This window comes from Mycobacterium sp. E3198, from assembly GCF_001667015.1.
Taxonomy (GTDB): domain Bacteria; phylum Actinomycetota; class Actinomycetes; order Mycobacteriales; family Mycobacteriaceae; genus Mycobacterium.
This window is the reverse complement of the sequence record NZ_LZIS01000051.1, coordinates 43540-64877: the sequence shown is the minus strand read 5'-3', so window position 1 is coordinate 64877 and position 21338 is coordinate 43540. Positions and strand designations below refer to the sequence as shown.

At 67.8% G+C, this 21338-nt stretch carries 16 protein-coding genes; 10 read left to right on the top strand and 6 right to left on the bottom strand.

What is annotated here, in order from left to right; all coding sequences use genetic code 11:
* Window positions 1-181: 181 nt before the first annotated feature.
* The 10 genes from A5673_RS06165 to A5673_RS06120 all read left to right on the top strand — a co-directional run bounded on the left by A5673_RS06165 (window position 182) and on the right by A5673_RS06120 (window position 10761).
* Window positions 182-2293, top strand: coding sequence for an adenylate/guanylate cyclase domain-containing protein (locus A5673_RS06165; RefSeq protein ID WP_369806464.1), 2112 nt, complete (start codon window positions 182-184; stop codon window positions 2291-2293).
* A complete protein-coding gene (locus A5673_RS06160) occupies window positions 2293-3696 on the top strand; it encodes a mechanosensitive ion channel domain-containing protein (protein WP_068228623.1) in 1404 nt (467 codons plus the stop codon). Before A5673_RS06165 ends, A5673_RS06160 begins: the two co-directional genes overlap by 1 nt.
* Before the next feature lie 58 nt (window positions 3697-3754).
* On the top strand, window positions 3755-5014 hold the full coding sequence (locus A5673_RS06155) for a glutamate-5-semialdehyde dehydrogenase (protein ID WP_068228557.1): 1260 nt from the start codon (window positions 3755-3757) through the stop codon (window positions 5012-5014).
* Between the two features lie 34 nt (window positions 5015-5048).
* The gene (locus tag A5673_RS06150) at window positions 5049-5924 is read left to right on the top strand and encodes a MoxR family ATPase (protein ID WP_068228554.1); all 876 of its coding nucleotides are present in this window, start codon (window positions 5049-5051) and stop codon (window positions 5922-5924) included.
* Window positions 5921-7366: a VWA domain-containing protein gene (locus tag A5673_RS06145; protein ID WP_156747914.1), complete on the top strand. Its 1446-nt coding sequence runs from the start codon at window positions 5921-5923 to the stop codon at window positions 7364-7366. The genes A5673_RS06150 and A5673_RS06145 overlap by 4 nt, the downstream gene beginning before the upstream one ends.
* Window positions 7367-7512: 146 nt before the next feature.
* The gene (gene nadD / locus A5673_RS06140; protein WP_082958568.1) at window positions 7513-8145 is read left to right on the top strand and encodes a nicotinate-nucleotide adenylyltransferase; all 633 of its coding nucleotides are present in this window, start codon (window positions 7513-7515) and stop codon (window positions 8143-8145) included.
* The gene (gene rsfS / locus A5673_RS06135) at window positions 8142-8519 is read left to right on the top strand and encodes a ribosome silencing factor (protein ID WP_068228547.1); all 378 of its coding nucleotides are present in this window, start codon (window positions 8142-8144) and stop codon (window positions 8517-8519) included. The genes nadD and rsfS overlap by 4 nt, the downstream gene beginning before the upstream one ends.
* A gap of 7 nt (window positions 8520-8526) precedes the next feature.
* Window positions 8527-9207, top strand: a complete 681-nt coding sequence (gene gpgP, locus A5673_RS06130; RefSeq protein ID WP_068228544.1) for a glucosyl-3-phosphoglycerate phosphatase — start codon at window positions 8527-8529, stop codon at window positions 9205-9207.
* Complete coding sequence (octT, locus tag A5673_RS06125; protein WP_068228537.1) at window positions 9197-9928, top strand: diglucosylglycerate octanoyltransferase; 732 nt, start codon at window positions 9197-9199, stop codon at window positions 9926-9928. Before gpgP ends, octT begins: the two co-directional genes overlap by 11 nt.
* On the top strand, window positions 9925-10761 hold the full coding sequence (locus A5673_RS06120) for a DegV family protein (RefSeq protein ID WP_068228535.1): 837 nt from the start codon (window positions 9925-9927) through the stop codon (window positions 10759-10761). The genes octT and A5673_RS06120 overlap by 4 nt, the downstream gene beginning before the upstream one ends.
* Here A5673_RS06120 and A5673_RS06115 read toward each other — a convergent pair.
* The 6 genes from A5673_RS06115 to A5673_RS06090 all read right to left on the bottom strand — a co-directional run bounded on the left by A5673_RS06115 (window position 10744) and on the right by A5673_RS06090 (window position 21303).
* On the bottom strand, window positions 10744-13671 hold the full coding sequence (locus A5673_RS06115) for an RND family transporter (RefSeq protein ID WP_068228533.1): 2928 nt from the start codon (window positions 13669-13671) through the stop codon (window positions 10744-10746). The two genes, A5673_RS06120 and A5673_RS06115, sit on opposite strands and share 18 nt — an antisense overlap.
* On the bottom strand, window positions 13668-14105 hold the full coding sequence (locus tag A5673_RS06110; RefSeq protein ID WP_082958567.1) for an MmpS family transport accessory protein: 438 nt from the start codon (window positions 14103-14105) through the stop codon (window positions 13668-13670). The genes A5673_RS06115 and A5673_RS06110 overlap by 4 nt, the downstream gene beginning before the upstream one ends.
* Window positions 14106-14250: 145 nt before the next feature.
* Window positions 14251-15309, bottom strand: a complete 1059-nt coding sequence (locus A5673_RS06105) for a dihydrodipicolinate reductase (RefSeq protein ID WP_068228529.1) — start codon at window positions 15307-15309, stop codon at window positions 14251-14253.
* Between the two features lie 56 nt (window positions 15310-15365).
* The gene (locus A5673_RS06100; RefSeq protein ID WP_082958566.1) at window positions 15366-17114 is read right to left on the bottom strand and encodes an AMP-binding protein; all 1749 of its coding nucleotides are present in this window, start codon (window positions 17112-17114) and stop codon (window positions 15366-15368) included.
* 33 nt (window positions 17115-17147) lie between these two features.
* Window positions 17148-18278 carry an acyltransferase PE gene (pe, locus tag A5673_RS06095; RefSeq protein WP_068228527.1) on the bottom strand — a complete coding sequence of 377 codons (1131 nt, stop codon included), beginning with the start codon at window positions 18276-18278 and terminating at the stop codon, window positions 17148-17150.
* A 40-nt stretch (window positions 18279-18318) separates the two neighbouring features.
* A complete protein-coding gene (locus A5673_RS06090; RefSeq protein WP_068228523.1) occupies window positions 18319-21303 on the bottom strand; it encodes an RND family transporter in 2985 nt (994 codons plus the stop codon).
* Window positions 21304-21338 lie beyond the last annotated feature (35 nt).

The window sequence follows — 21338 nt, the reverse complement described above, 5'->3', positions numbered from 1 at the left end:
GTCTGCAGCGTGATCGGTGCTGCATCCCGTCACAGGGAGGGAAAGGCCAGTGACATCAATCCAGCTCAAGGGCGCCGAAGCGGCCGCGAAAACGGACGGGGCCAACACGTCTGAAAACGCCTCCGAAACCAGCGGGGAATCCGGCCCGGCCGAAAAGCCGCGCAAAGGTACGCGCCGGCCGCTGGTGTGGCACCGTTTTCGTTTCGGCATCCAGTCCAAGATCCTGGTGGCGATGCTGCTGTCGGGCATCCTCGGCGTCGGGGTGATCGGGCTGATCGGGGCCATCTCCGGCCGCAACGCCCTGCGGCAGGTCGAGTCCGAGCGGTTGATCGAGCTGCGCGAGTCGCAGAAAAGACAGATTCAGGCGCTGTTTCGGGAGGTGACCAATTCCCTGATCGTCTACAGCGGCGGATTCAGCGTCAACGAGGCCACCACGGCGCTCACCGCGGGCCTCAACCAACTGGGCAACGCGACGATCAACCCCGCTCAAGAACAGGAGCTGGTCAACTACTACAACACCCAGATGATCGCGCCGATCAAGAAGGCGACCGGCGACGTCATCGATCTGAACGCGGTGCTGCCCAGCTCCCCGGCGCAGAAATACGTGCAGGCGTACTACACCGCGCCGCCGCGGCCGACCCCCGACTCGCTGCCCGTCTCGGACGCCGGCGACGGCAGCGCGTGGTCGGCGGCCAACGCCCGCTTCGATTTCTACATGCGCGATATCGTCACCCGCTTCGATTATCGCGACGCGCTGCTGCTGGACCTGCAGGGCAATGTCGTCTACTCCGTCAGGAAGGGGCCCGACCTCGCGACCAACATCCTCACCGGCCCCTACCGGGAATCGAATCTGCACGACGCGTACGAGAAGGCGCTGCGCTCCAACGACGTGGAATTCGTCTGGATCACCGACTTCCAGCCCTATCAGCCGGCGCTCGACGCGCCCACCGCGTGGGTGGTCTCGCCGGTCGGGATGAACGGCAAGATGACCGGTGTCATGGCCTTGCCGGTGCCGATCGACAAGATCAACAACATCATGACCGCCAACAAGCACTGGGAAGCCGCCGGCATGGGTGCCGCGACCGAGACCTATCTGGCGGGCCCCGATGACCTGATGCGTTCGGATTCACGGCTGTTCCTGCAGCATCCGCAGGAGTACCGGCGCGAGGCCATCGCCGCGGGCACCCCGCCCGACGTGGTGGAAAAGGCGCTCCAGTTGGGCGGCACGACGTTGGTGCAGCCGGTTGCGACCGCGGGTCTCAAGGCCGCCCAGCGCGGCGAGACCGGCACCATGAGCGCCACCGATTACACGGGCAATAAGGAATTGGAAGCCTATGCGCCACTGGATATCCCCAACTCCAACCTGCACTGGTCGATCCTGGCGACGCGCGACGACTCGGACGCGTTCGCGCGGCTGGGCAGGTTCAGCAAGACCCTGGTGATCGCGGTCACCGCGTTGGTGTTCGTCATCTGCGTGGCCTCGATGCTCATCGCCCAGGCGGCCATGCGCCCGGTCCGGCGCCTCGAGGAGGGCGCGCGCAAGATCAGCTCGGGCGACTACGACATCAACATCCCGGTGCTGGCGCGCGACGAAATCGGCGATCTCACGGCGGCTTTCAACGAGATGAGCCGCAACCTGGCGATCAAGGAGGAGCTGCTCAACGAGCAGCGTAACGAGAACAACCGCCTGCTGCTGGCGCTGATGCCCGAGTCGCTCGTCCAGCGGTACCGCGAGGGCGAGGCGACCATCGCACAAAAGCACCAGGACGTCGCGATCATCTTCGCCGACATCGCCGGGCTTGACGAGCTCTCCAATGATCTTCCGGGTGACCAACTGGTGGGGATCGTCGACGAGCTTTTCAAACAGTTCGATTCAGCGGCCGAAACCCTTGGCGTCGAACGGATCCGCACGTTCCACAACGGCTACCTCGCGACCTGCGGGGTGATCACGCCGCGACTGGACAGCATCCACCGAACCGTCGACTTCGCCATCGAAATGCGCCGCATCATCGATCGGTTCAACCATCAGGCCGGACACGATCTGGGCCTTCGGGTCGGCATCAACACCGGCAACGTCATCAGCGGTCTGGTGGGCCGGTCGAGCCTGGTCTACGACATGTGGGGCGCCGCGGTGAGCCTGGCCTACCAAATGCACCGGGGCGCACCGCAGCCCGGCATCTACGTCAGCGCCCCGGTGTACGAGGCGATGCGCGACGTGCGGCAGTTCACCCCCGCGGGCACGATCTCGGTCGGCGGGACCGAGCAGGCGATGTACCGGTTGTCGGAGCGATGATGCACGTGTGGAGCTCCTCGTGGTTCTACTGGGCGGTGGGTATCGCGGTCGGATTTCCGATCTGCTTGATTTTTCTGACCGAGCTGCACCACACGCTCGTCCGCCGCAATAGCCGCCTGGCCCGGCAGGTGGGCCTGCTGCGCAACTACCTGCTGCCGCTCGTCGCGCTGCTGCTGCTGCTTGTCAAGGCCTCGCAGATCCCGGCCGGGGACGTCCCGGTGCGGCTGCTCACCACGGTGTTCGGCTTTTTGGTGCTGGTGCTCTTGCTGTCGGGGCTCAACGCCACCGTGTTCGAGGGCGCACCCGAGGAGAGCTGGCGTGCACGATTGCCGGCCATCTTCTTGGACGTCGCGCGGTTCGCGTTGATCGGCGTGGGCCTGGTCGTGATGCTGTCCTATATCTGGGGCGTCCGGGTCGGCGGCCTGTTCACCGCGCTGGGTGTCACCTCGGTGGTCATCGGCCTGATGCTGCAGAACTCCGTCGGGCAGATCGTGTCGGGCCTGTTCATGCTGTTCGAGCAGCCGTTCCGGATCGATGAGTGGCTGGACACCGGGACGGCGCGGGGTCGCGTCGTCGAAGTGAACTGGCGGGCGGTGCACATCGACACCGGCAGTGGGATGCGGGTCACCCCGAACTCGGTGCTGGCGACGACGGCGTTCACGAACCTCAGCCGCCCCGTCGGCACCCACAAATTGGCGATCACGACGACGTTTGCGGCCTCCGACCCGCCCGACCGGGTGTGCGCCGTGCTCTCGCGCGTCGCTCTGGGACTGCCTCAGCTCAAGCCCGACAGCGTGCCCCGCTCGGTGCCCACCGGCGGCGGCGAATACCGCACCTCCTTAGGGCTGAGCTCGCCGGCGGACGATGGCGCCGCGAAGTCGACCTTTCTGCGCTGGGTTTGGTACGCCGCGCGCCGGGAGGGCCTGCACCTGGACAACTGCGACGACGATTACTCGACCCCCGAACGGGTGGAGAAGGCGCTGCGGACCGTGGTGGCGCCGGCCTTGCGGCTGAACGCCGACGAACAGCGGTCGCTGCATTCCTGCGCGGAGCTGGTCCGGTACGGCGCCGACGAAACGGTGGAGTACGCCGGCCAGGTGCCCAGGGGGATGACGTTCCTGGTCGCCGGTCGCGTGCAACTGACCGCGATGGCCGACGACGGCTCGATCGTGCCGATCAGCACGCTGGTCGAGGGCTCGTTCCTCGGCCTGACCGCGCTGACTCGGCAGCCGAACATGGCGAGCGCGTACGCGCTCGAGGAAGTGACCGCGCTGGAGATCGACCGGGAGCACATCGAGCACCTGGTGATGCGTGAACCGTTGCTACTGCAGAACTTCGGCCACATCCTCGACGAGCGGCAAAACAAGGTGCGCCAGGCGCGCCGCGGCGAGCGGGTGGGGTAGGCCTCCTCGCGCGTGGGGCAGCCTGACCTGGCCGGCGAAGGCCCGATACCCTGGTTCAATGAGTCTGCAAGCTCCCTCGCTTCCTGACTTGCGCCGGGACGTCCACGACGCCGCCCGCCGCGCCCGGGTCGCCGCCCGCGCGCTGGCCCTGTTGCCGACGGTCGCCAAGGACGCGGCGTTGCAGTCCGCCGCGGACGCGGTCGTCGCCCACACCGAGCAGATCCTGGCGGCCAACGCCGAGGACCTCGAGGCGGCCCGGGCCGCCGGCACCCCGGCGGCAATGCTCGACCGGTTGGCGCTGAACCCCCAGCGCGTCGAGGGGATCGCCGCCGGCCTGCGACAGGTCGCGGGACTGCCCGACCCGGTCGGCGAGGTGCTGCGCGGCTACACCCTGCCCAACGGTCTGCACCTGCGCCAGCAGCGGGTCCCGCTCGGCGTCGTCGGCATGATCTACGAGGGCCGGCCCAACGTCACCGTGGACGCCTTCGGCTTGGCCCTCAAGTCCGGCAACGCGGTGCTGCTGCGCGGCAGCTCGTCGGCGGCGAAGTCCAATCAGGCCCTCGTCGACGTGCTGCGCGCGTCGCTGATCAGCGAGGACCTGCCCGCCGACGCGGTCCAGCTGCTGTCGGCCGCCGACCGATCCACGGTCACCCACCTGATCCAGGCCCGCGGCCTGGTCGACGTGGTCATCCCGCGTGGGGGAGCGAGCCTGATCGACGCGGTGGTGCGCGACGCCCAGGTGCCCACCATCGAGACCGGCGTCGGCAACTGCCACGTCTACGTGCACGAATCGGCCGACCTGGACGTGGCGGAGCGGATCCTGCTGAACTCCAAGACCCGGCGGCCCAGCGTCTGCAACGCCGCCGAGACGCTGCTGGTCGACGCCGCGATCGCAGGCGTGGCCCTGCCCAGGCTGATCGACGCCCTGGAACACGCCGGGGTGACCGTGCACGGCGGTCTCGGTGACGACGCCGACGAGGCCGACCTGCGCCGCGAATACCTGTCGATGGACATCGCGGTGGCGGTGGTCGACGGCGTCGACGCCGCGATCGCCCACGTCAACGAGTACGGCACCGGACACACCGAATCCATCGTGACCACGAACATGGCTGCGGCCCAACGCTTTACCGACGGAGTCGACGCGGCCGCGGTGATGGTCAACGCTTCGACGGCGTTCACCGACGGCGAGCAGTTCGGGTTCGGTGCCGAGATCGGCATCTCCACACAGAAGCTGCATGCGCGGGGACCGATGGGATTGCCGGAACTGACCTCCACCAAGTGGATCGCGTGGGGGGACGGGCAGACCCGCCCGGCCTGACACCCCGACAAAAAGCTTTAGGAGAACTGAGATCGTGAGTGTGCCCGCCCGGCCTGCGCCGTTGTTCGCCGACATCGACGACGTCTCCCGGCGGTTGGCGGAGACCGGCTACCTGCCCGACACCGCCACCGCGACCGCCGTGTTCCTGGCCGACCGGCTCGGCAAGCCGCTGCTGGTGGAGGGTCCCGCCGGCGTCGGCAAGACCGAGCTGGCGCGCGCCGTCGCCCAGGCCACCGGCTCGGGCCTGGTGCGCCTGCAGTGCTACGAGGGCGTCGACGAGGCGCGCGCGCTGTACGAGTGGAACCACGCCAAGCAGATTCTGCGCATCCAGGCCGGCTCCGGTGATTGGGATCAGACCAAGGACGACGTGTTCAGCGAGGAGTTCCTCCTGCAGCGTCCGCTGCTGACCGCGATCCGGCGCACCGAGCCGACCGTGTTGCTGATCGACGAGACCGACAAGGCGGACATCGAGATCGAGGGGCTGCTGCTCGAGGTGCTGTCCGACTTCGCGGTGACCGTCCCCGAACTGGGCACGATCACCGCCGAGCGGACGCCGCTGGTGGTGCTGACCTCCAACGCCACCCGGGAGCTGTCGGAGGCGCTCAAGCGCCGCTGCCTGTTCCTGCACATCGACTTCCCGAGCCCCGAGCTGGAGCGGCGCATCCTGCTGTCGCGGGTCCCCGAGCTGCCCGCGCACCTGGCCGAGGAGTTGGTGCGCATCATCGGCGTGCTGCGCGGGATGCAACTGAAGAAGGTGCCCTCCATCGCCGAGACGATCGACTGGGGCCGCACGCTGTTGGCGCTGGGGCTGGACACCATCGACGACGCGGTGGTGGCCCAGACGCTCGGTGTGGTCCTCAAGCACCAATCCGACCAGCAGCGCGCGGCCGGGGAGCTCAGGCTCAACTGATGGCCCGCCGCGTCCGCCCCACCCGCCCGCTCGCCCCGCACGGGCTGCCGGGCCACCTGGTGGGGTTCGTGGAAGCGCTTCGCGGAGTGGGGATTTCGGTGGGGCCGTCGGAGACCGTGGACGCCGGCCGGGTGATGGCCACCCTGGGACTGAGCGATCGCGAGGTGCTGCGCGAGGGCCTCGCCTGCGCGGTGCTGCGCCGCCCCGATCACCGCGACACCTATGACGCCATGTTCGACCTGTGGTTTCCCGCGGCGTTGGGCGCGCGCGCGGTGGTCACCGACGAAGGGGCCGACGGGACCCCGGACGACTCTTTGCCGCCCGACGACGTCGAGGCGATGCGCCAGATGCTGCTGGACCTGCTCAACGAGAACCCCGACCTCGCGGAGATGGACGAGCGCCTGGTGGCGATGGTCGCGCGGATCGTCGAGGCCTACGGCAAATACAGTTCCAGCCGGGGCCCCTCGTTCTCCTCGTATCAGGCGCTCAAGGCCATGGCGCTGGACGAATTGGAGGGCAAGCTGCTGGCGGGGCTGCTCGCCCCGTACGGTGACGAGCCCACTCCCAGCCAGGAGCAGATCGCCAAAGCCCTTGCCGCGCAGCGGATCACGCAGTTGCGCAAGTTGGTCGACGCGGAGACCAAGCGGCGCACCGCCGAGCAGCTCGGCCGCGACCACGTCCAGATGTACGGCATCCCACAGCTTTCGGAGAACGTCGAGTTCTTGCGCGCCTCGGGTGAACAGCTGCGCCAGATGCAACGGGTGGTGGCGCCGCTGGCCCGCACGCTGGCCACCCGGCTGGCGGCCCGCCGGCGACGCTCGCGCGCCGGGGTGATCGACCTGCGCAAGACGCTGCGCAAGTCGATGTCCACCGGCGGCGTGCCGATCGACGTGGTGCTGGCCAAGCCCCGTCCGGCGCGCCCGGAACTGGTGGTGCTGTGCGACGTTTCGGGGTCGGTCGCCGGGTTCAGCCACTTCACGCTGCTGCTGGTGCACGCGCTGCGCCAACAGTTCTCGCGGGTCCGGGTGTTCGCCTTCATCGACACGACCGACGAGGTGACCCACATGTTCGGGCCCGAAGCCGACCTGGCCGTGGCGATCCAGCGGATCACCCGCGAGGCGGGCGTGTACAGCCGCGACGGGCACTCCGACTACGGCAACGCGTTCGCGTCGTTCGCGCAGGCGTTTCCCAACGTGCTGTCGCCGCGCGCCTCGCTGCTGGTGCTCGGCGACGGCCGCACCAACTACCGCAATCCGGAGACCGAGCTGCTGTCTCACATGGTCACCGCGAGCCGGCACGCGCACTGGCTCAACCCCGAGCCCAAGCACCTGTGGGGCAGCGGCGACTCGGCGGTGCCGCGCTACCAGGAGGTCATCACGATGCACGAATGCCGGTCCGCCAAGCAATTGGCCGCGGTGATCGACCAGCTGCTGCCGGTCTGAGACCTCCCCCTTCCCCCTTCCCCCTTCCCGCGAGGGTGCGTGTTTGTACGCGGACACGCCGCGGGGCCCGTACAACTGCGCACGCTCGCGCAGGAGCCCGCCTGGGAAATCGGGCGGTATCGCACGCTCAAGTAAGCTGGCACATCGTGCAAAAGCGGCTTCGCAGGTTGGGAGTGATGGGTGGGACGTTCGACCCCATCCATTACGGCCACCTGGTCGCCGCCAGCGAGGTTGCCGACCTCTTCGACCTCGATGAGGTGGTGTTCGTGCCCAGTGGCCAGCCGTGGCAGAAGAGCCGGCACGTCTCCGCCGCCGAGGACCGCTACCTGATGACGGTGATCGCCACCGCGTCCAATCCCCGCTTCTCGGTGAGCCGGGTCGACATCGACCGCGGCGGGCCCACCTACACCCGGGACACCCTGCGGGACCTGCACGAGCTGAATCCCGATTCCGAGCTGTACTTCATCACCGGCGCCGACGCGCTGGAGAGCATCCTGTCCTGGCAGGGCTGGGAGGAGCTGTTCGGGCTCGCGCGCTTCATCGGCGTCAGCCGCCCCGGGTACGAGCTGCGCCGCGAACACATCACCGGCGTGCTGGGCGAGCTCACCGAGGACGCGCTCACCCTCGTCGAGATCCCGGCGCTGGCGATCTCGTCGACCGACTGCCGCCGCCGCGCCGAGGAGCACCGCCCGCTGTGGTACCTGATGCCCGACGGCGTCGTGCAGTACGTCTCCAAGCGGCGGCTGTACACCAAACCCGGGGCCGAGGGGTCGGCGTGAGCGCCACGCAGGAAGCGATCGACATGGCGACCGTCGCCGCCGGCGCGGCCGCCTCGAAGCTGGCCGACGACGTGCTCGTGATCGACGTCTCGGGCCAGCTGGTGATCACGGACTGCTTCGTCATCGCCTCGGCGTCCAACGAGCGGCAGGTCAACGCGATCGTCGACGAGGTCGAGGAGAAAATGCGCAAGGCGGGCTACCGGCCGGCGCGGCGCGAGGGCGCCCGGGAGGGGCGCTGGACGCTGCTGGACTACCGCGACATCGTCGTGCACATCCAGCATCAGGACGATCGCAACTTCTACGCCCTGGACCGCCTGTGGGGCGATTGCCCGGTGGTGCCGGTGGAGCTCGACGACTCGGCGGGCGAGCAATGAGGGTGCAATGAGAATCCGCCGCCTGGTGATGTTGCGGCACGGGCAGACCGACTTCAACCTCGGCAGCCGGATGCAGGGCCAGCTGGACACCGAGCTCAGTGAACTGGGCCGCGCGCAGGCCGTGGCCGCCGCCGAGGTGCTGGGCAAGCTGCAGCCGCTGCTGATCGTGTCGTCGGATCTGCGGCGCGCCTACGACACCGCGCTCAAGCTGGGGGAGCGAACGGGGTTGAAGGTCTGGGTGGACGATCGCTTGCGCGAGACCCATCTCGGCGACTGGCAGGGCCTGACGCACGCGCAGATCGACGTCGAGGCGCCGGGCGCCCGCCTGGCGTGGCGCGAGGACGCGACGTGGGCGCCGCACGGCGGGGAAAGCAGGGTCGATGTGGCCACCCGCAGCCTGCCGCTGATCGCCGAGCTGGTCTCCGGCGAGTCGGAATGGGGCGACCCGCACCAACCGGACCGACCGGTGGTGCTGGTCGCCCACGGCGGGCTGATCGCCGCGCTGTCGGCCGCGCTGCTGCGGCTTCCGGTCGCCAACTGGCCGGTCCTGGGTGGCATGGGCAACGCGAGTTGGGTGCAGCTGTCGGGTCACTCCGACGATTGGGGCGCCGGCGCCGATTTCGATGCCATCCGCTGGCGCCTGGATGTGTGGAACGCTTCGGCGCAGGTGTCCAACGATGTCCTCTGAGCGCGGGCCCCGCCCCACCCTGCTGGTGTTCGCCGACTCCCTGTCCTATTACGGGCCGACCGGGGGACTGCCCGCCGACGACCCGCGCATCTGGCCTAATATCGTTGCCGCGCAACTGGATTGGGATGTGGAGCTGATCGGTCGCATCGGCTGGACCAGCCGCGACATCTGGTGGGCGGCGACCCAGGACCCGCGGGCTTGGGCGGCGCTGCCCAGGGCGGGGGCGGTGATCTTCGCGACCGGCGGGATGGATTCGCTGCCGTCGGTGTTGCCGACCGCGATCCGCGAGCTGATCCGCTACGTGCGGCCGCCGTGGCTGCGGCGCTGGGCCCGCGACGGCTACGGCTGGCTGCAGCCCCGGCTCTCCCCGGTGGCCAGGCCGGCCCTGCCGCCGCATTTGACCGCCGAGTACCTCGAACAGACCCGTGGCGCAATCGATTTCAATCGCCCGGGCATCCCGATCGTCGCGTCGCTGCCGTCGGTGCACATCGCCGAGACCTACGGCAAGGCCCATCACGGACGGCCCGGGACCGTCGCCGCGATCACCGAATGGGCGCAGCAACACGACGTTCCGCTGGTGGACCTCAAGGCCGCGGTGGCCGAACAGGTGATGAGCGGCCGCGGCAATCCCGACGGCATCCACTGGAACTTCGAGGCCCACCAGGCGGTCGCGGAGCTGATGCTCAAGGCGCTCGCCGAAGCCGGGGTGCCGCGCACGTGACCGTCGTGGTGGTGACCGATGCGTCGGCGCGCTTGCCCGCCGAGCTGCTCGAAAAGTGGTCGATACGAGTGGTTCCGCTGCACATCCTGCTCGACGGCCACGACCTGCGCGACGGCATCGACGACATCCCCGACGACATCTACCAGCGGCACGCCACCACCGCGGCGGCCACGCCCGCCGAACTCGCCAACGCCTACCAGCAGGCGCTGGCCGACAGCGGGGGCGACGGGGTGGTGGCGGTGCACATCTCCGCCGCGCTGTCGGGGACCTGCGGCGCCGCCCAGCGGACGGCGGCCGACCTCGACCCGGGCGTGCGCGTCGTCGACTCGCGATCCGCGGCGATGGGCACCGGTTTCGTCGCGCTGGCCGCCGCCCGGGCCGCGGCCGCCGGCGGCGACCTGGACGTCGTCGCCGGGGCCGCGACGTCGGCCGTGTCGCGCGGCCGGGCCTACGTGGTGGTCCACCGGCTGGACAACCTGCGGCGCAGCGGGCGGATCGGCGGGGCCACGGCCTGGCTGGGCACCGCGCTGGCGCTCAAGCCGGTGCTGCGCATCGACGACGGGAAACTCGTTCTGGCCCAACGGATTCGCACAGTCACCCACGCGACCGCGGCGATGATCGAGAAGGTCTGCGACGTCGTCGGCGACGCCCCCGCCGCCCTGGCGGTGCACCATGTCGCCAACCCGGACGGCGCCAAGGAGGTCGCGGCGGCCCTGGCCGAGCGGCTACCGGCGTGCGAGCCGGCGATCATCACCCCGCTGGGGCCGGTGCTCGCGTTGCACGTCGGCGCGGGAGCCGTCGCGGTGTGCCTGGACCTAGCTCCTGGCGGCTGACGCCACCGGTGCCGTCACGGCGGCGGGCGGACGGCCGTAGTCACCGCGCGGATGCACAACGAGCGGCCACCAGAACCAGCGTCCGAGCAGGGTGGCGATCGACGGCATCAGCAGCGTGCGCACGATCAGGGTGTCGAGCAGCAGGCCGATGCACACCGTGGACCCGAACTGCCCCAGCACGCGCAGGTCGCTGCCGAGCATGGACGCCATCGTGAAGGCGAACACCAGCCCCGCGGCGGTCACCACCCCACCGGTGCCGGCCATCGAGCGGATGATCCCCGTCTTGAGCCCGCGGTGGATTTCCTCTTTGAACCGCGACACCAGCAGCAGGTTGTAGTCGGAGCCGACCGCCAGCAGGATGATCACCGACAGCGCCATCACGATCCAGTGGATTCTGATGCCGAACAGATCCTGCCAGATCAGCACCGACAGCCCGAATGATGCGGCGATCGAACTGGCCGCGGTGCCGACGATCACCAGCGCGGCCACCACGCTCCGGGTGAGCAGCAACATGATCATGAAGATCAACGTCAGGGCCGACACCACGGCGATCATCAGGTCGTATTTCTCGCCGTCGGCCATGTCCCGGAACGTCGCGGCGGTTCCGCCGAGATACACCCGGGCATCCGACAGCGAGGACTGCTTGAGCCCCTCCTGCGCCGCGGTGCGTTCGGCGTCGACCCGTGAAATGCCCTCCGGCGTCATCGGATCGCCCTGATGGGTGATGAAGAACCGCGCCGACTTGCCGTCCGGTGACAGGAACATGCGCAGGCCCGTCTGGAAATCGGGGTTGTCGAAGGCCTCCGGCGGCAGGTAGAAGAAGTCGTCGTTCTTGGACTGATCGAAGCTCTGGCCCATCACGATGGCGGTGTTGCTCATCGCCTCCATCTGGTTGATCATCGCCCTGAACGTCTGGTAGAGCGTCAGCGTGATGCCCCGGGTGTTCTTCAGCGTCGAGATCAGCACGGGGAACAGCGCGTTCAGGTCGTGCGTGGCCTTGGCGGTGTGCGCGATATCGGCGGTGAGGTAGTGGAATTGCTCGGCGAGCTGGTCGAAGCCGTCGAAGGTGTCAAACAGGGACCGCAAGCCGATGCACAACGGGATGTCGTAGCAGTGCCGCTCCCAGTAGAAGTAGCTGCGTATCGGTCGGAAGGTGTCGTCGAAATCCGCGATGTGGTCGCGTAGCTTGTCGGTGATTTGCGACGTCACCGCGGTGGTCTTTGCGCTGTCGTCGGCGGCATTGGCCAAATCCAGCGACACCTCGTACTGGCGCTGGGTGGTGTCGATCTGGGTCTGTAGGTCGTCGGCCATCTTCAGGATGTCGTTCATGCGCTCCTTGAGGAAGCTCATGTTCTGCATCGTCGTCTGACTCTGGATGCTGTTCTGGAACGGGATCGAGCTGTGCTGGATCGGAATCCCCAGCGGCCGGGTGATGTCCTGGACCATGGCGATGCCGAGCGTGCGCATCTCGTTCTTTGCCACCCGGTCCAGCACCAGCATGTCGGCCGGGTTCCGCATGTCATGGTCGGACTCGACCATCAACAGGTCGGGGTTCATCCGCGCCTCGGAGAAGTGCCGGTTCGCGGCCTCCTGCCCCTGGTTGGACGGGGCTGACAACGGCAGGTAATGGCGGTCGTTGTAGCTCGTGTGGTAGCTCGGGAGGGCGATCATGCCGACCAGCACGACCGCGGCACTGACGGCCAAAACCGGTGCGGGCCAACGCACGACGGCGGTGCCCACCCGCCGCCACAGCCGGCCGCGCTTGGCCTGCCTTTCGAAGAGGTGGAAGCGGCTGCCGACGAAGACGACCGCGGGGCCCAGCGTAAGCCCGGCCGCGACCACGACCAGCATGCCGATCGCCACCGGTGCGCCCATGGTGTTGAACCAGGGCAACCGCGAAAAACTCAGGCAGTAGGTCGCCCCGGCGATCGTCAGGCCCGAGCCCAAGACCACGGGGGCGACGCCCTTGAATGTGGTGTAGTACGCGCTTTCCCGATCCTCACCGGCGGCCAATGCTTCTTGATAGCGGCCGACGAGGAAGATGCCGTAGTCCGTTCCGGCGGCGATCGCCAACATGGTGAGGATGTTGGCGGCGAAGGTCGTGAGCCCGAATGCGTTGTGGTACGCCAAAACCGCGACGACGCCGCGCGAACACGCCAGGGCGACAAAGGTCATGAACAACTGGACGAGCGTGGTGACGATGGACCGGTAGACCAGCAGCAACATGATCGCGATGGCGCCCAGCGTGAACAGCGTGATCTTGGCCAGGCTGGCGTTGCCGATGATGTGCATGTCGTCGGACAGCGCGGCGGGACCGGTGACGTAGGCCTTCACGCCGGGCGGCGCCTTGTTCTCGTCGATCACCTTGCGGACCGCGTCCACCGACTCGTTGGCCAGCGTGGTGCCTTGGTTACCGGCCAGGTTGATCTGCACATAGGCGGCCTTGGCGTCGGCGCTCTGCGCCCCGGCCGCCGTCAGCCGGTCACCCCAGAAGTCCTGGATGTGCTGGATGTGCTTGGGGTCCTGGCGCAGCTGCCGAATCACGTTGTCGTAGTAGTGGTGCGCGTCGGGGCCGAGGGGCTGCTGGCCCTCTAGCACGATCATCACCGTGCTGTTGGAATCGAATTCGCGGAAGTTGTGGCCCATCCGCATCATCGCCTTCATCGACGGCGCGTCCAGCGGGGCCATCGGCGCCGAATGCGCCTCGCCGACCTTTTCCAGCGTGGGAACGATGACGTTCACCAAGACGGTGATGGCCACCCAGGCCACAATGATCGGAATCGCAAAGATGCGGATCGCGTGGGGGAGATAAGGACGGTGGCCGCGATCCGCCATGCTGGGCTTGCCGGTCCTGATCGGGCCGGTATCCGCCGTGCTCGCGTCGCGCTCGGCCTTGTCGATCTCGGTCATGCGGACTTCACCAGGCAGAAGGTCTGGGCGTTATGGCCGTCGGAATTCTGGTCATCGCGGACGACACCGTCCACGGTGATCTTGCAGCTGATTCTGCTGCCGTCGCTCTGCGCCATGATGTTGGCGCTCACCGACGGAAGCGTGGTGGAGATGGTGGTCGACCAGGGCAGCGGGGCGTTGTTGACTTGGTGGGTGTTCGCGTTCTCGTCCCAATAGTTGATGTTCGCCGTGGAACCCGGCGGGCCGGAGACGTCGTAGACGACGACCTTCGGGTTGAACTGCACGATCTCGATCCCCCTGCCCGCGTTCGCGTTGAGGTCCTGGGACCCGAAAATTCTGTGTAGCCGCGAGACGACCAAGGTCGAGACGGCGAGCACGACCACTAACACCAGCGGAATCCACGCTCGTTTGAGCGCCCTGGCTAGGGCCTTCACCTTGACCGCCTTCCGCTCGCCCCGCGGACCACCGCCGTCACCGACACGCCGGTTTGCCGATACATTGCTGTGCTAAGCATCGTAAACCGTAGTGCACGGGACCGTTCCTGTGGGTGCTGACTTTGTGATGACCGACACGGGCCGGTCAGCGGGCCACGCGGCCGGTGACCGGCGGGAGGTCGGCGAGGGTGACGATGCCGGGCCTGGCGGCGACGACGGCCGGGACCGCGTTGGTCACCGGCATCGCGGTGTAGATCATTCCCAGCCCCATGAATCCGGGCTCCGTCCAATCCTTCGGCGGCAGGCAATGCAGCACGGTGCGCATGTTGGGCAGGCCGAACACCTGAATGACGTGGCCGTGCTCGAGGGGTTTGGGCGGCACCACGTGATTGCCCATGGTCCAGTTGAATCCGACGCTGACGACGTTGCGATCGCCTTCCCAGCCGCGGTGGTAGCCGTAGACGCTGCCCACCGTTCCCGCGGGGATCTTCATGAAGCCCAGATCGGAGTCGGCGGTGGCCGCGGTGAAGGTGACGTCGAAGGTCATCCGGTCCAGTTTCGCGCCGATCGCGTCGGCCATCATCGCCGCGGACTCCGCGAAGACCTCGCTTTCGGTCCGCACGCTCTCGGCCAGCCCCGGGGTGTCGGGATCCTGCGAGAAGCCCATCGCCGTCTGGGTTTCGGCCGACTCGTATGTCGAGCAGTCCACCGACTCGGTGATGCGGATCTCGTCGACGCGCTCGCACGAGGCGGACAGCACCATGCCGACCATGTTCGTCATCCCGGGGTGCGCCCCGCTGCCGAAGATCGTCGAACCGCCCCGCTCGCAGGCGTCCGCGATGCGCTCGCGGTCCGCCGGTGTCTGCTTGCCGCCGGTGATCCACGCGGCGCTGGTGCACACGTTGACGCCCGCCGCAAGCAGCCGCACGAGTTCATCGATGTTGGGCCACAACGGGTTATAGCAACACGCGTCGGGCCGCAGCGCCAGCAGCGCGTCGATGTCGTTGGTGGCCTTGACCCCGGTCGGCTCCGGCCAGCCGGACAGCTCCGCGGCGTCGACACCGACCTTTTCGGCGCCGTGCGCGTAGACCCCGACCAGCTCCATGTCGGGCCGGCCGATGATGGCGTGCAACGAGCGGCGCCCAATATTGCCGGTGGTCCACTGAATCACCCGAAGCGGGCGGTCTGCGCTGGTTGTGCTCATCGAATGGCTCCTTTGCCGGTGCGGTTGGAACCATTATGTTCAACCGGGGTCCGGGCTCAGGCGTCCAGCCGGGTGAATTGGTCCTGGCGGTATTGCTCGACGCAGGCGGCGCGCCGGATCTTGCCGCTCGTGGTGGTGGGAATCGACCCGGGCGGCACCAGGACGAGGTCGCCGACATGCAACCCGTGCGCGTTGGATATCGCCGAGGTGACGTCGCTTTTGACACCGGTGAGCCAGTGCGTCGCGTCCTCGGCGGAATCGCCCCGCTTCTTGAGCTCGACGACGGTGACCAGCTTCTCGGTGCTGTTCACCGGAACCGATATCGCCGCGACCCGGCCGCCGGTGATCTGTTGGACCGTCGCCTCGATGTCCTCGGGATAGTGGTTGCGCCCGCGGATGATCAGCAGATCCTTGATGCGCCCGACGATGAACAGTTCACCGGAGTAGACGAAACCGAGGTCGCCGGTTCGCAGCCACGGCCCGTCGGGCGTGCCCGGCGACGGGTCGACGAGCGCCGCGCCGAAGCAGCGCTGTTCCTCCGGGGGTTTGCCCCAGTAGCCCTCCGCGACGTTGGGGCCGTGCAGCCAGATCTCGCCGACCACGCCGGCCTGGCACTCGCGGCTTGTGTCGGAGTCGACGATGCGCAGCGAGGGTGATTGCGGCACTTTGTATTTGACCAGCGCCGTGCCGGTGCCCCCCGCGGATCGCTGGACGCGGCCGGCGGAGAGCTCCTCGGTGTCGAAATGAACCACGCCCGACGAATCGCTCCAGGTCCCGGCCGTGACGAAGACGGTCGCTTCCGCCAGGCCGTACGAGGGACGCACCATGTGATCGCGAAAATTGAAGTGCGCGAACCGATCAACGAAGCGTTGCAGCGTGGCGGGTTCGACGCGTTCGGCACCGCTGATGATGCCCAGCACCTCGCCGAGGTCGAGCCCGGCCAGGTCGGCCTCGGTCGTCTTTCGGGCGGCCAGGTCGTAGGCGAAGTTCGGCGCCGCGGAAAACGGATGCGGACTTTTCGCCAGCGCCTGCACCCATCTGGCCGGCCGTTCCAGAAACGCGACCGGGCTCGTCAGCTCGCCGCGGAAGCCGCCCAGGATCGGTGCGCAGACCCCCAGCACCAAACCCATGTCGTGGTAGAAGGGCAACCACGAAACGATCGTGGCATCCGAGGGCACCTTGATCTGGGACTCCGCGAAGAAGCTGCGCATCAGCTGGTCGAAGTTCACCTGCAGGTTGCGGTGCGAGATCATCACCCCGGTCGGCAGCCGGGTGGAACCCGAGCTGTACTGCAGATACGCGGTGCTCGGCAAATCGGCTATGCGAACGCTCGTTTCGCCGTCGGCGTCCAGATTCAGCGCATCGACTTCGACGATCTTCGGGGGATCGCTCAGGCCCGCATGGTCGACGTATTCGGCGATATCGTGCGCGACCGCGGAGGTGGTGAGAACGATCGTCGGTGACGTGTCGGCCAGCACTGCACCCACCCGCTCATGAGTCGAACCGCGGTGCGGCATCGGGAGCGGCACCGCGATGAGCCCGGCCTGCATCGATCCCAGGAACGCCGCGATGTAGTGCAGGCCCTGGGGAGCCAGGATCACCGCCCGGTCCCCGACGGACCCGTGCAGGCCGAGCTCGCGTGCCACGTTCAGCGTTCGGCGGGATAACTGCGACCACGTGAGGCTTTCGGGCACGCCCGCCCAGTCGTGCTCGTAATCGGTGAACGTGAAGGCGATGTCATCGGGGCGCAGGCTGGCGCGCCCGTGCAGCATCGACAGCACGGAGGACTGAGGCGGTGGTGTCACATTAGATCCGTCTGGTTTGTCCGACGCGTCGCGTCAGTGGTCGGCCCGTCCCGGGCCATGCGACAACACAGACATGGCGCCGGCAAGGATCTGTGAGAACGGGTCGGCGCCGCCGCCGAACGTCGCCTGGTTGGCCGGCGCGGTGACTTCCGCCGGGTCGAAGCCGTGCACCGGGTCCACCTGAACCGGAGCGGTCGACGGGTCGTCGTTTCGCGAATAGCCGGCGTTCACCCGGGGAATCAGGATCGCGTCGAGTTTGTTCAGCGTGTCTTCCGGGATCCCGATGTACTTCAGCGGCATGACCAGCGGAAGGTGCTTCTCCGGGACCATGATCGTGGTGTCCTTCGCGCCCCGGGAGTTGATCGTCGTCCGGATGTTCTGCGGCGGCACCATGCTGCGGTTGGTGAAGGCGACCGCGGTGTGACCGGTGGCGAGACCCATCAGCGTGTTGGCGAAGGCGAACATGTTGTCGGGCCGGTCGGGGAAGTCCGCGATCGAGTCGTAGGCGGCCACGAACCTGTCGGTGTCGTACTGGCTCTCATAGGGCGGCGGCATCGTGTAGTCGAGCGCGGGAACGGTGCTGCCTACTGGGAACATGGCGGTCAGGAAGCTCTGGCCGAAGGCGTGATGCCCGATCGGGTCGCCGAAGGTGGCGAAGTTCAGCGTGTTCGGCGGGGGAGCGGTGGGGTCGGTCGCCAGGCGGGCCTGCGCGCCGTCGACCACGAACCCGCCCTCGGACAGGCCGATCGCCGTGCCCGGGCGCCCGGTCTTGATCGCGGCGACCAGGTTGTCCACTCCCGTGTCGACCGACTCGCCGACGCTGGGGCCGTCCAGGCCGAGGCCCGGGAGGATCTCATCGCCGACTTTGCCGATACCCGGGAAGAGCCGCCCGAGCACGTGGCCCTGAACCTGCCCCGCCGGGTAGTTGATGATCTCGCGCTGCTGGCCGGGGAACCATTGGGCGCCCTCCTGGCGGATGTATTCGTCGTAGGGGATGCCGAGCACATGGGCGCCGCCGAGGGCGAAAGCGGTCTGGTCGCCGGGCGCCCCCGGTGTCGGCGGGCCGCCGATCGGCGTGTCGTCGGCGGAAACCTTACCGGTGCCGAAATACCCTGTGGCGCCGACAGTTACCAGCGCAGTCACTCCTGCGAGTAGTTTCCTCATCCCTACCCCTGACCCCTCGGCTTCCCTAGTCTCACATACGTCATGGGTGCGCGCCCGCCGGGTTGCGGCCGGACGCCCGCGACGGCCACCAGTTCGCCCGGCCGACCAGTGCGGCGACGGCGGGAACCGTGATGGTGCGCACCAAGAAGGTGTCCAGCAGGATTCCCACGCCGATCACGAAGCCTCCCTGGACCACGGTACCGATGCTGGAGAACAACAGACCGCCCATCGACGCGGCGAAGATCAGTCCCGCGGCAGTGATCACGCCGCCCGTCGAGCCCAGCGTGCGGATGATGCCGTACCGCATGCTGCGCGGAGATTCGTCACGCATGCGCGAGACGAGCAGCATGTTGTAGTCGGCTCCCACCGCGACCAACACCACGAATGCCAGCGGCGGCACGCTCCAATGCAATTGCTGGCCGAGCAGCATTTGAAACACCAAAACGCCGATGCCGACCGCCGACAAGAACGAAATGACCACGGAGGCAACCAGATACAGGGGCGCGACGATCGCACGAAGCAGCGCGATCAAGGTCAGCAGCACGACGAGCAGCGTCACCGCGATGATGAACCGGATGTCGTGCTGGTAGTAGTCGCGGGTGTCTTTCAGGCCGACGGTGTATCCCGCCATCGATACCGTGGCATCCGACAGCGAGGTATTCGGTTGGGCGCCCCGGGCCGTCGCACTGATCGCGTTGACCTGATCCATGGCTTCGGTGCTGAACGGGTTGAGTTTGGTTTGCACCAGGTACCGCACCGAGTGTCCGTCCGGCGAAATGAACGCCTTGGCGGCCTGCTGGAACTCCTTCAGGTGCAGCAGCTGCGCCGGGATGTTGAAGCCGGCCATCGCCGGTTGTGCCGCGTCCTGTTTCAGCGACAACAGGAACGCCGCCGATTCGCTGAGGCCCGCCCCGAGCTGTTTGACCTGGTCGACGAGCTGGGCCACCGCGTCGGCCACCTGCCGGCTGCCACCGGCGAACCGGTCGGCGCCATTTTGCAGGCTGTTCAGGTTGGCCTGCAGGCCGCCGGGCTGGTCGATTCCCAGGGAATGCAGCACGGTGGTGAACTTCGTCAGGGCGGCGCGCAGGCGGTCCGTCGACGCTCTCAGCGCCCGCTTGTCCTGGAATTCCTGCAGCTGGTGGGACAAGTCGTTGATCGCGTCGAGGTCTGCCTGGTCGCGCCCGCCGGTGAGCTGCTCGAACGTCCCGCGGGTGGCGCTGCACGACGGATCGGCATCGCAGACCGGGTTGCCCTGCAGCGCCGTCAGCACCGGGCCCATCCAGGCGAACATGTTCTTGGCGGCCGTGAAGTTCCAGCCCATGGCGTTGCTGAGCGCGTTGACGTGGTCGACGAGTTGGGCCGCGAGGTCGACCTCTTTGACCAGCGTGTCGCCGCTGTACTGGTTCTTCGTCGACGAGAAGGCGTTCTCGAGCTCCTGCACGCTGGCGGTGAGCTGGGTGACCTGGCCGCGGACCTCGCGGAGGCTGTTGGCCAGCGTGCCGGCGCCGTCGACCAGCCTGTTGAGGTCGGCGGTGTGGTCGTTGATCAGGTTGGAGCCGCCGGCCAGCATGGTGCCGATGGCGCCGGCCTGATAGGTGGCCCGGAATTGCTCCGGGACGGTCCCGGTGGGACGGGTGATGCCGCTGACGGCGGCGACATTCGGCAGCTGGCTGACGCGGGCGGCCATCTGCTCGAGGTCCGCGAGGGCCTGCGGGGTGCGCAGGTCACGCGGGGATTGGACGAGGATGTACTCCGGGATGGACTGATTCACGTTGAAATGGCGGTCCAGCGCGGCGTACCCGACCGAGCTGGGCGCGGACGGCCCCAGCGCCTTGCGATCGTCGTAGTTGTAGCGCACCAAGCCGGCGCAGCTGGCCAGGATGATCAACACGAGCAGGCTGGCGACCAGATGGGCCCTCGGCCGGCGCACGATCCGCACGCCGGAACGCCGCCAGAACCGAGCGGTGAGTTCGCGCCGCGGCTTGACCCAGCCGCGCCGCCCGGCGAGCATCAGAATCGCCGGCAGCAGCGTCACCGCGGCAAGGAATGCCACGCCGATCCCGATCGCCGCCGACGCCCCGACCGTCTTGAAAACTCCCATCCGGGCGAAGCTGATGAGCAGGAAGGTGATTCCCACGGTGGTGGCCGACGCGGCGATGACTTTCCCGATCGAGCTCATCGCTCGCCTGACCGCGTCGTCGGAATCCGCGCCCGAGCGCCGATAGTCGTGATAGCGGCTGATGAGAAAGACCGCGTAGTCCGTCCCGGCGCCGGCCATGATCGCGCTCAGGAACACCATGGACTGATTCGAGACGCCCGAGCCCGTCAGCTGCGAATATCCCGCCACCACCGCCTGTGCGATCACCAGGGAGACCCCGATCGTCATCAGCGGCAGCAGCATGGTGACGGCGCTGCGGTAGACCACCAGCAGGACGATGAGCACCAGGACGCCGATCGCCAGCTCGATGGGAAGCCGGTCCCGCTGGCCCGCCACGGTCAGGTCGGCGACCGTCGCCGCGGGGCCGGTGACGTTAGCCGTCAGGGGCGTTCCCGCGACCGTGTGTTTGACGATGTCGCTGATCCGGTTGAAAGCGTCGTAGGACCGCGGCGTGCCCAATTCGCCCGCGACGCCGACCGGCAGGACCCAGGCCTTGTGGTCCGCGCTGGTCACGACCTGACGCAGGGGTGGCGTGGTGACGAAATCCTGCACCATCACGACGTCCCGCGGGTCCCGGTGCAGCGCGTCGACGAGTTTGCGGTACACGGCTTCGTCGTCGGGCCCCAGCCCCTTGTCGTTGGTCAGGACTACCAGCATGAGGTCCTCGGTGCCCGATTCGTGAAACGCCTGGGTCATCTTGCGGGCGGTGACGTTCGACGGTGCGTCGCTGGGCAGGATGGCCAGCGGATGCTTCTGGGCCATCTCGCCCAGCGAGGGGAGGGCCAGCGGCAGGGCGACCGCAACCGCGACCCACAGCCCGATCACTACCCTGGGCCAACGCACCACAAAATCGGCTAGCCGTCGCATTTCGCCCTCACCTCGAACCGTGCAATTCCGCGTCA

What these genes read in the sequence shown, in the direction of transcription:
- A5673_RS06160 (WP_068228623.1), top strand. Translation starts at nt 2,293, where the DNA reads ATGCACGTGTGGAGCTCCTCGTGGTTCTACTGGGCGGTGGGTATCGCG.
- A5673_RS06155 (WP_068228557.1), top strand. Translation starts at nt 3,755, where the DNA reads ATGAGTCTGCAAGCTCCCTCGCTTCCTGACTTGCGCCGGGACGTCCAC.
- gpgP (WP_068228544.1), top strand. Translation starts at nt 8,527, where the DNA reads ATGAGAATCCGCCGCCTGGTGATGTTGCGGCACGGGCAGACCGACTTC.
- octT (WP_068228537.1), top strand. Translation starts at nt 9,197, where the DNA reads ATGTCCTCTGAGCGCGGGCCCCGCCCCACCCTGCTGGTGTTCGCCGAC.
- A5673_RS06115 (WP_068228533.1), bottom strand. Translation starts at nt 13,671, where the DNA reads ATGACCGAGATCGACAAGGCCGAGCGCGACGCGAGCACGGCGGATACC.
- A5673_RS06105 (WP_068228529.1), bottom strand. Translation starts at nt 15,309, where the DNA reads ATGAGCACAACCAGCGCAGACCGCCCGCTTCGGGTGATTCAGTGGACC.
- pe (WP_068228527.1), bottom strand. Translation starts at nt 18,278, where the DNA reads ATGAGGAAACTACTCGCAGGAGTGACTGCGCTGGTAACTGTCGGCGCC.
- A5673_RS06090 (WP_068228523.1), bottom strand. Translation starts at nt 21,303, where the DNA reads ATGCGACGGCTAGCCGATTTTGTGGTGCGTTGGCCCAGGGTAGTGATC.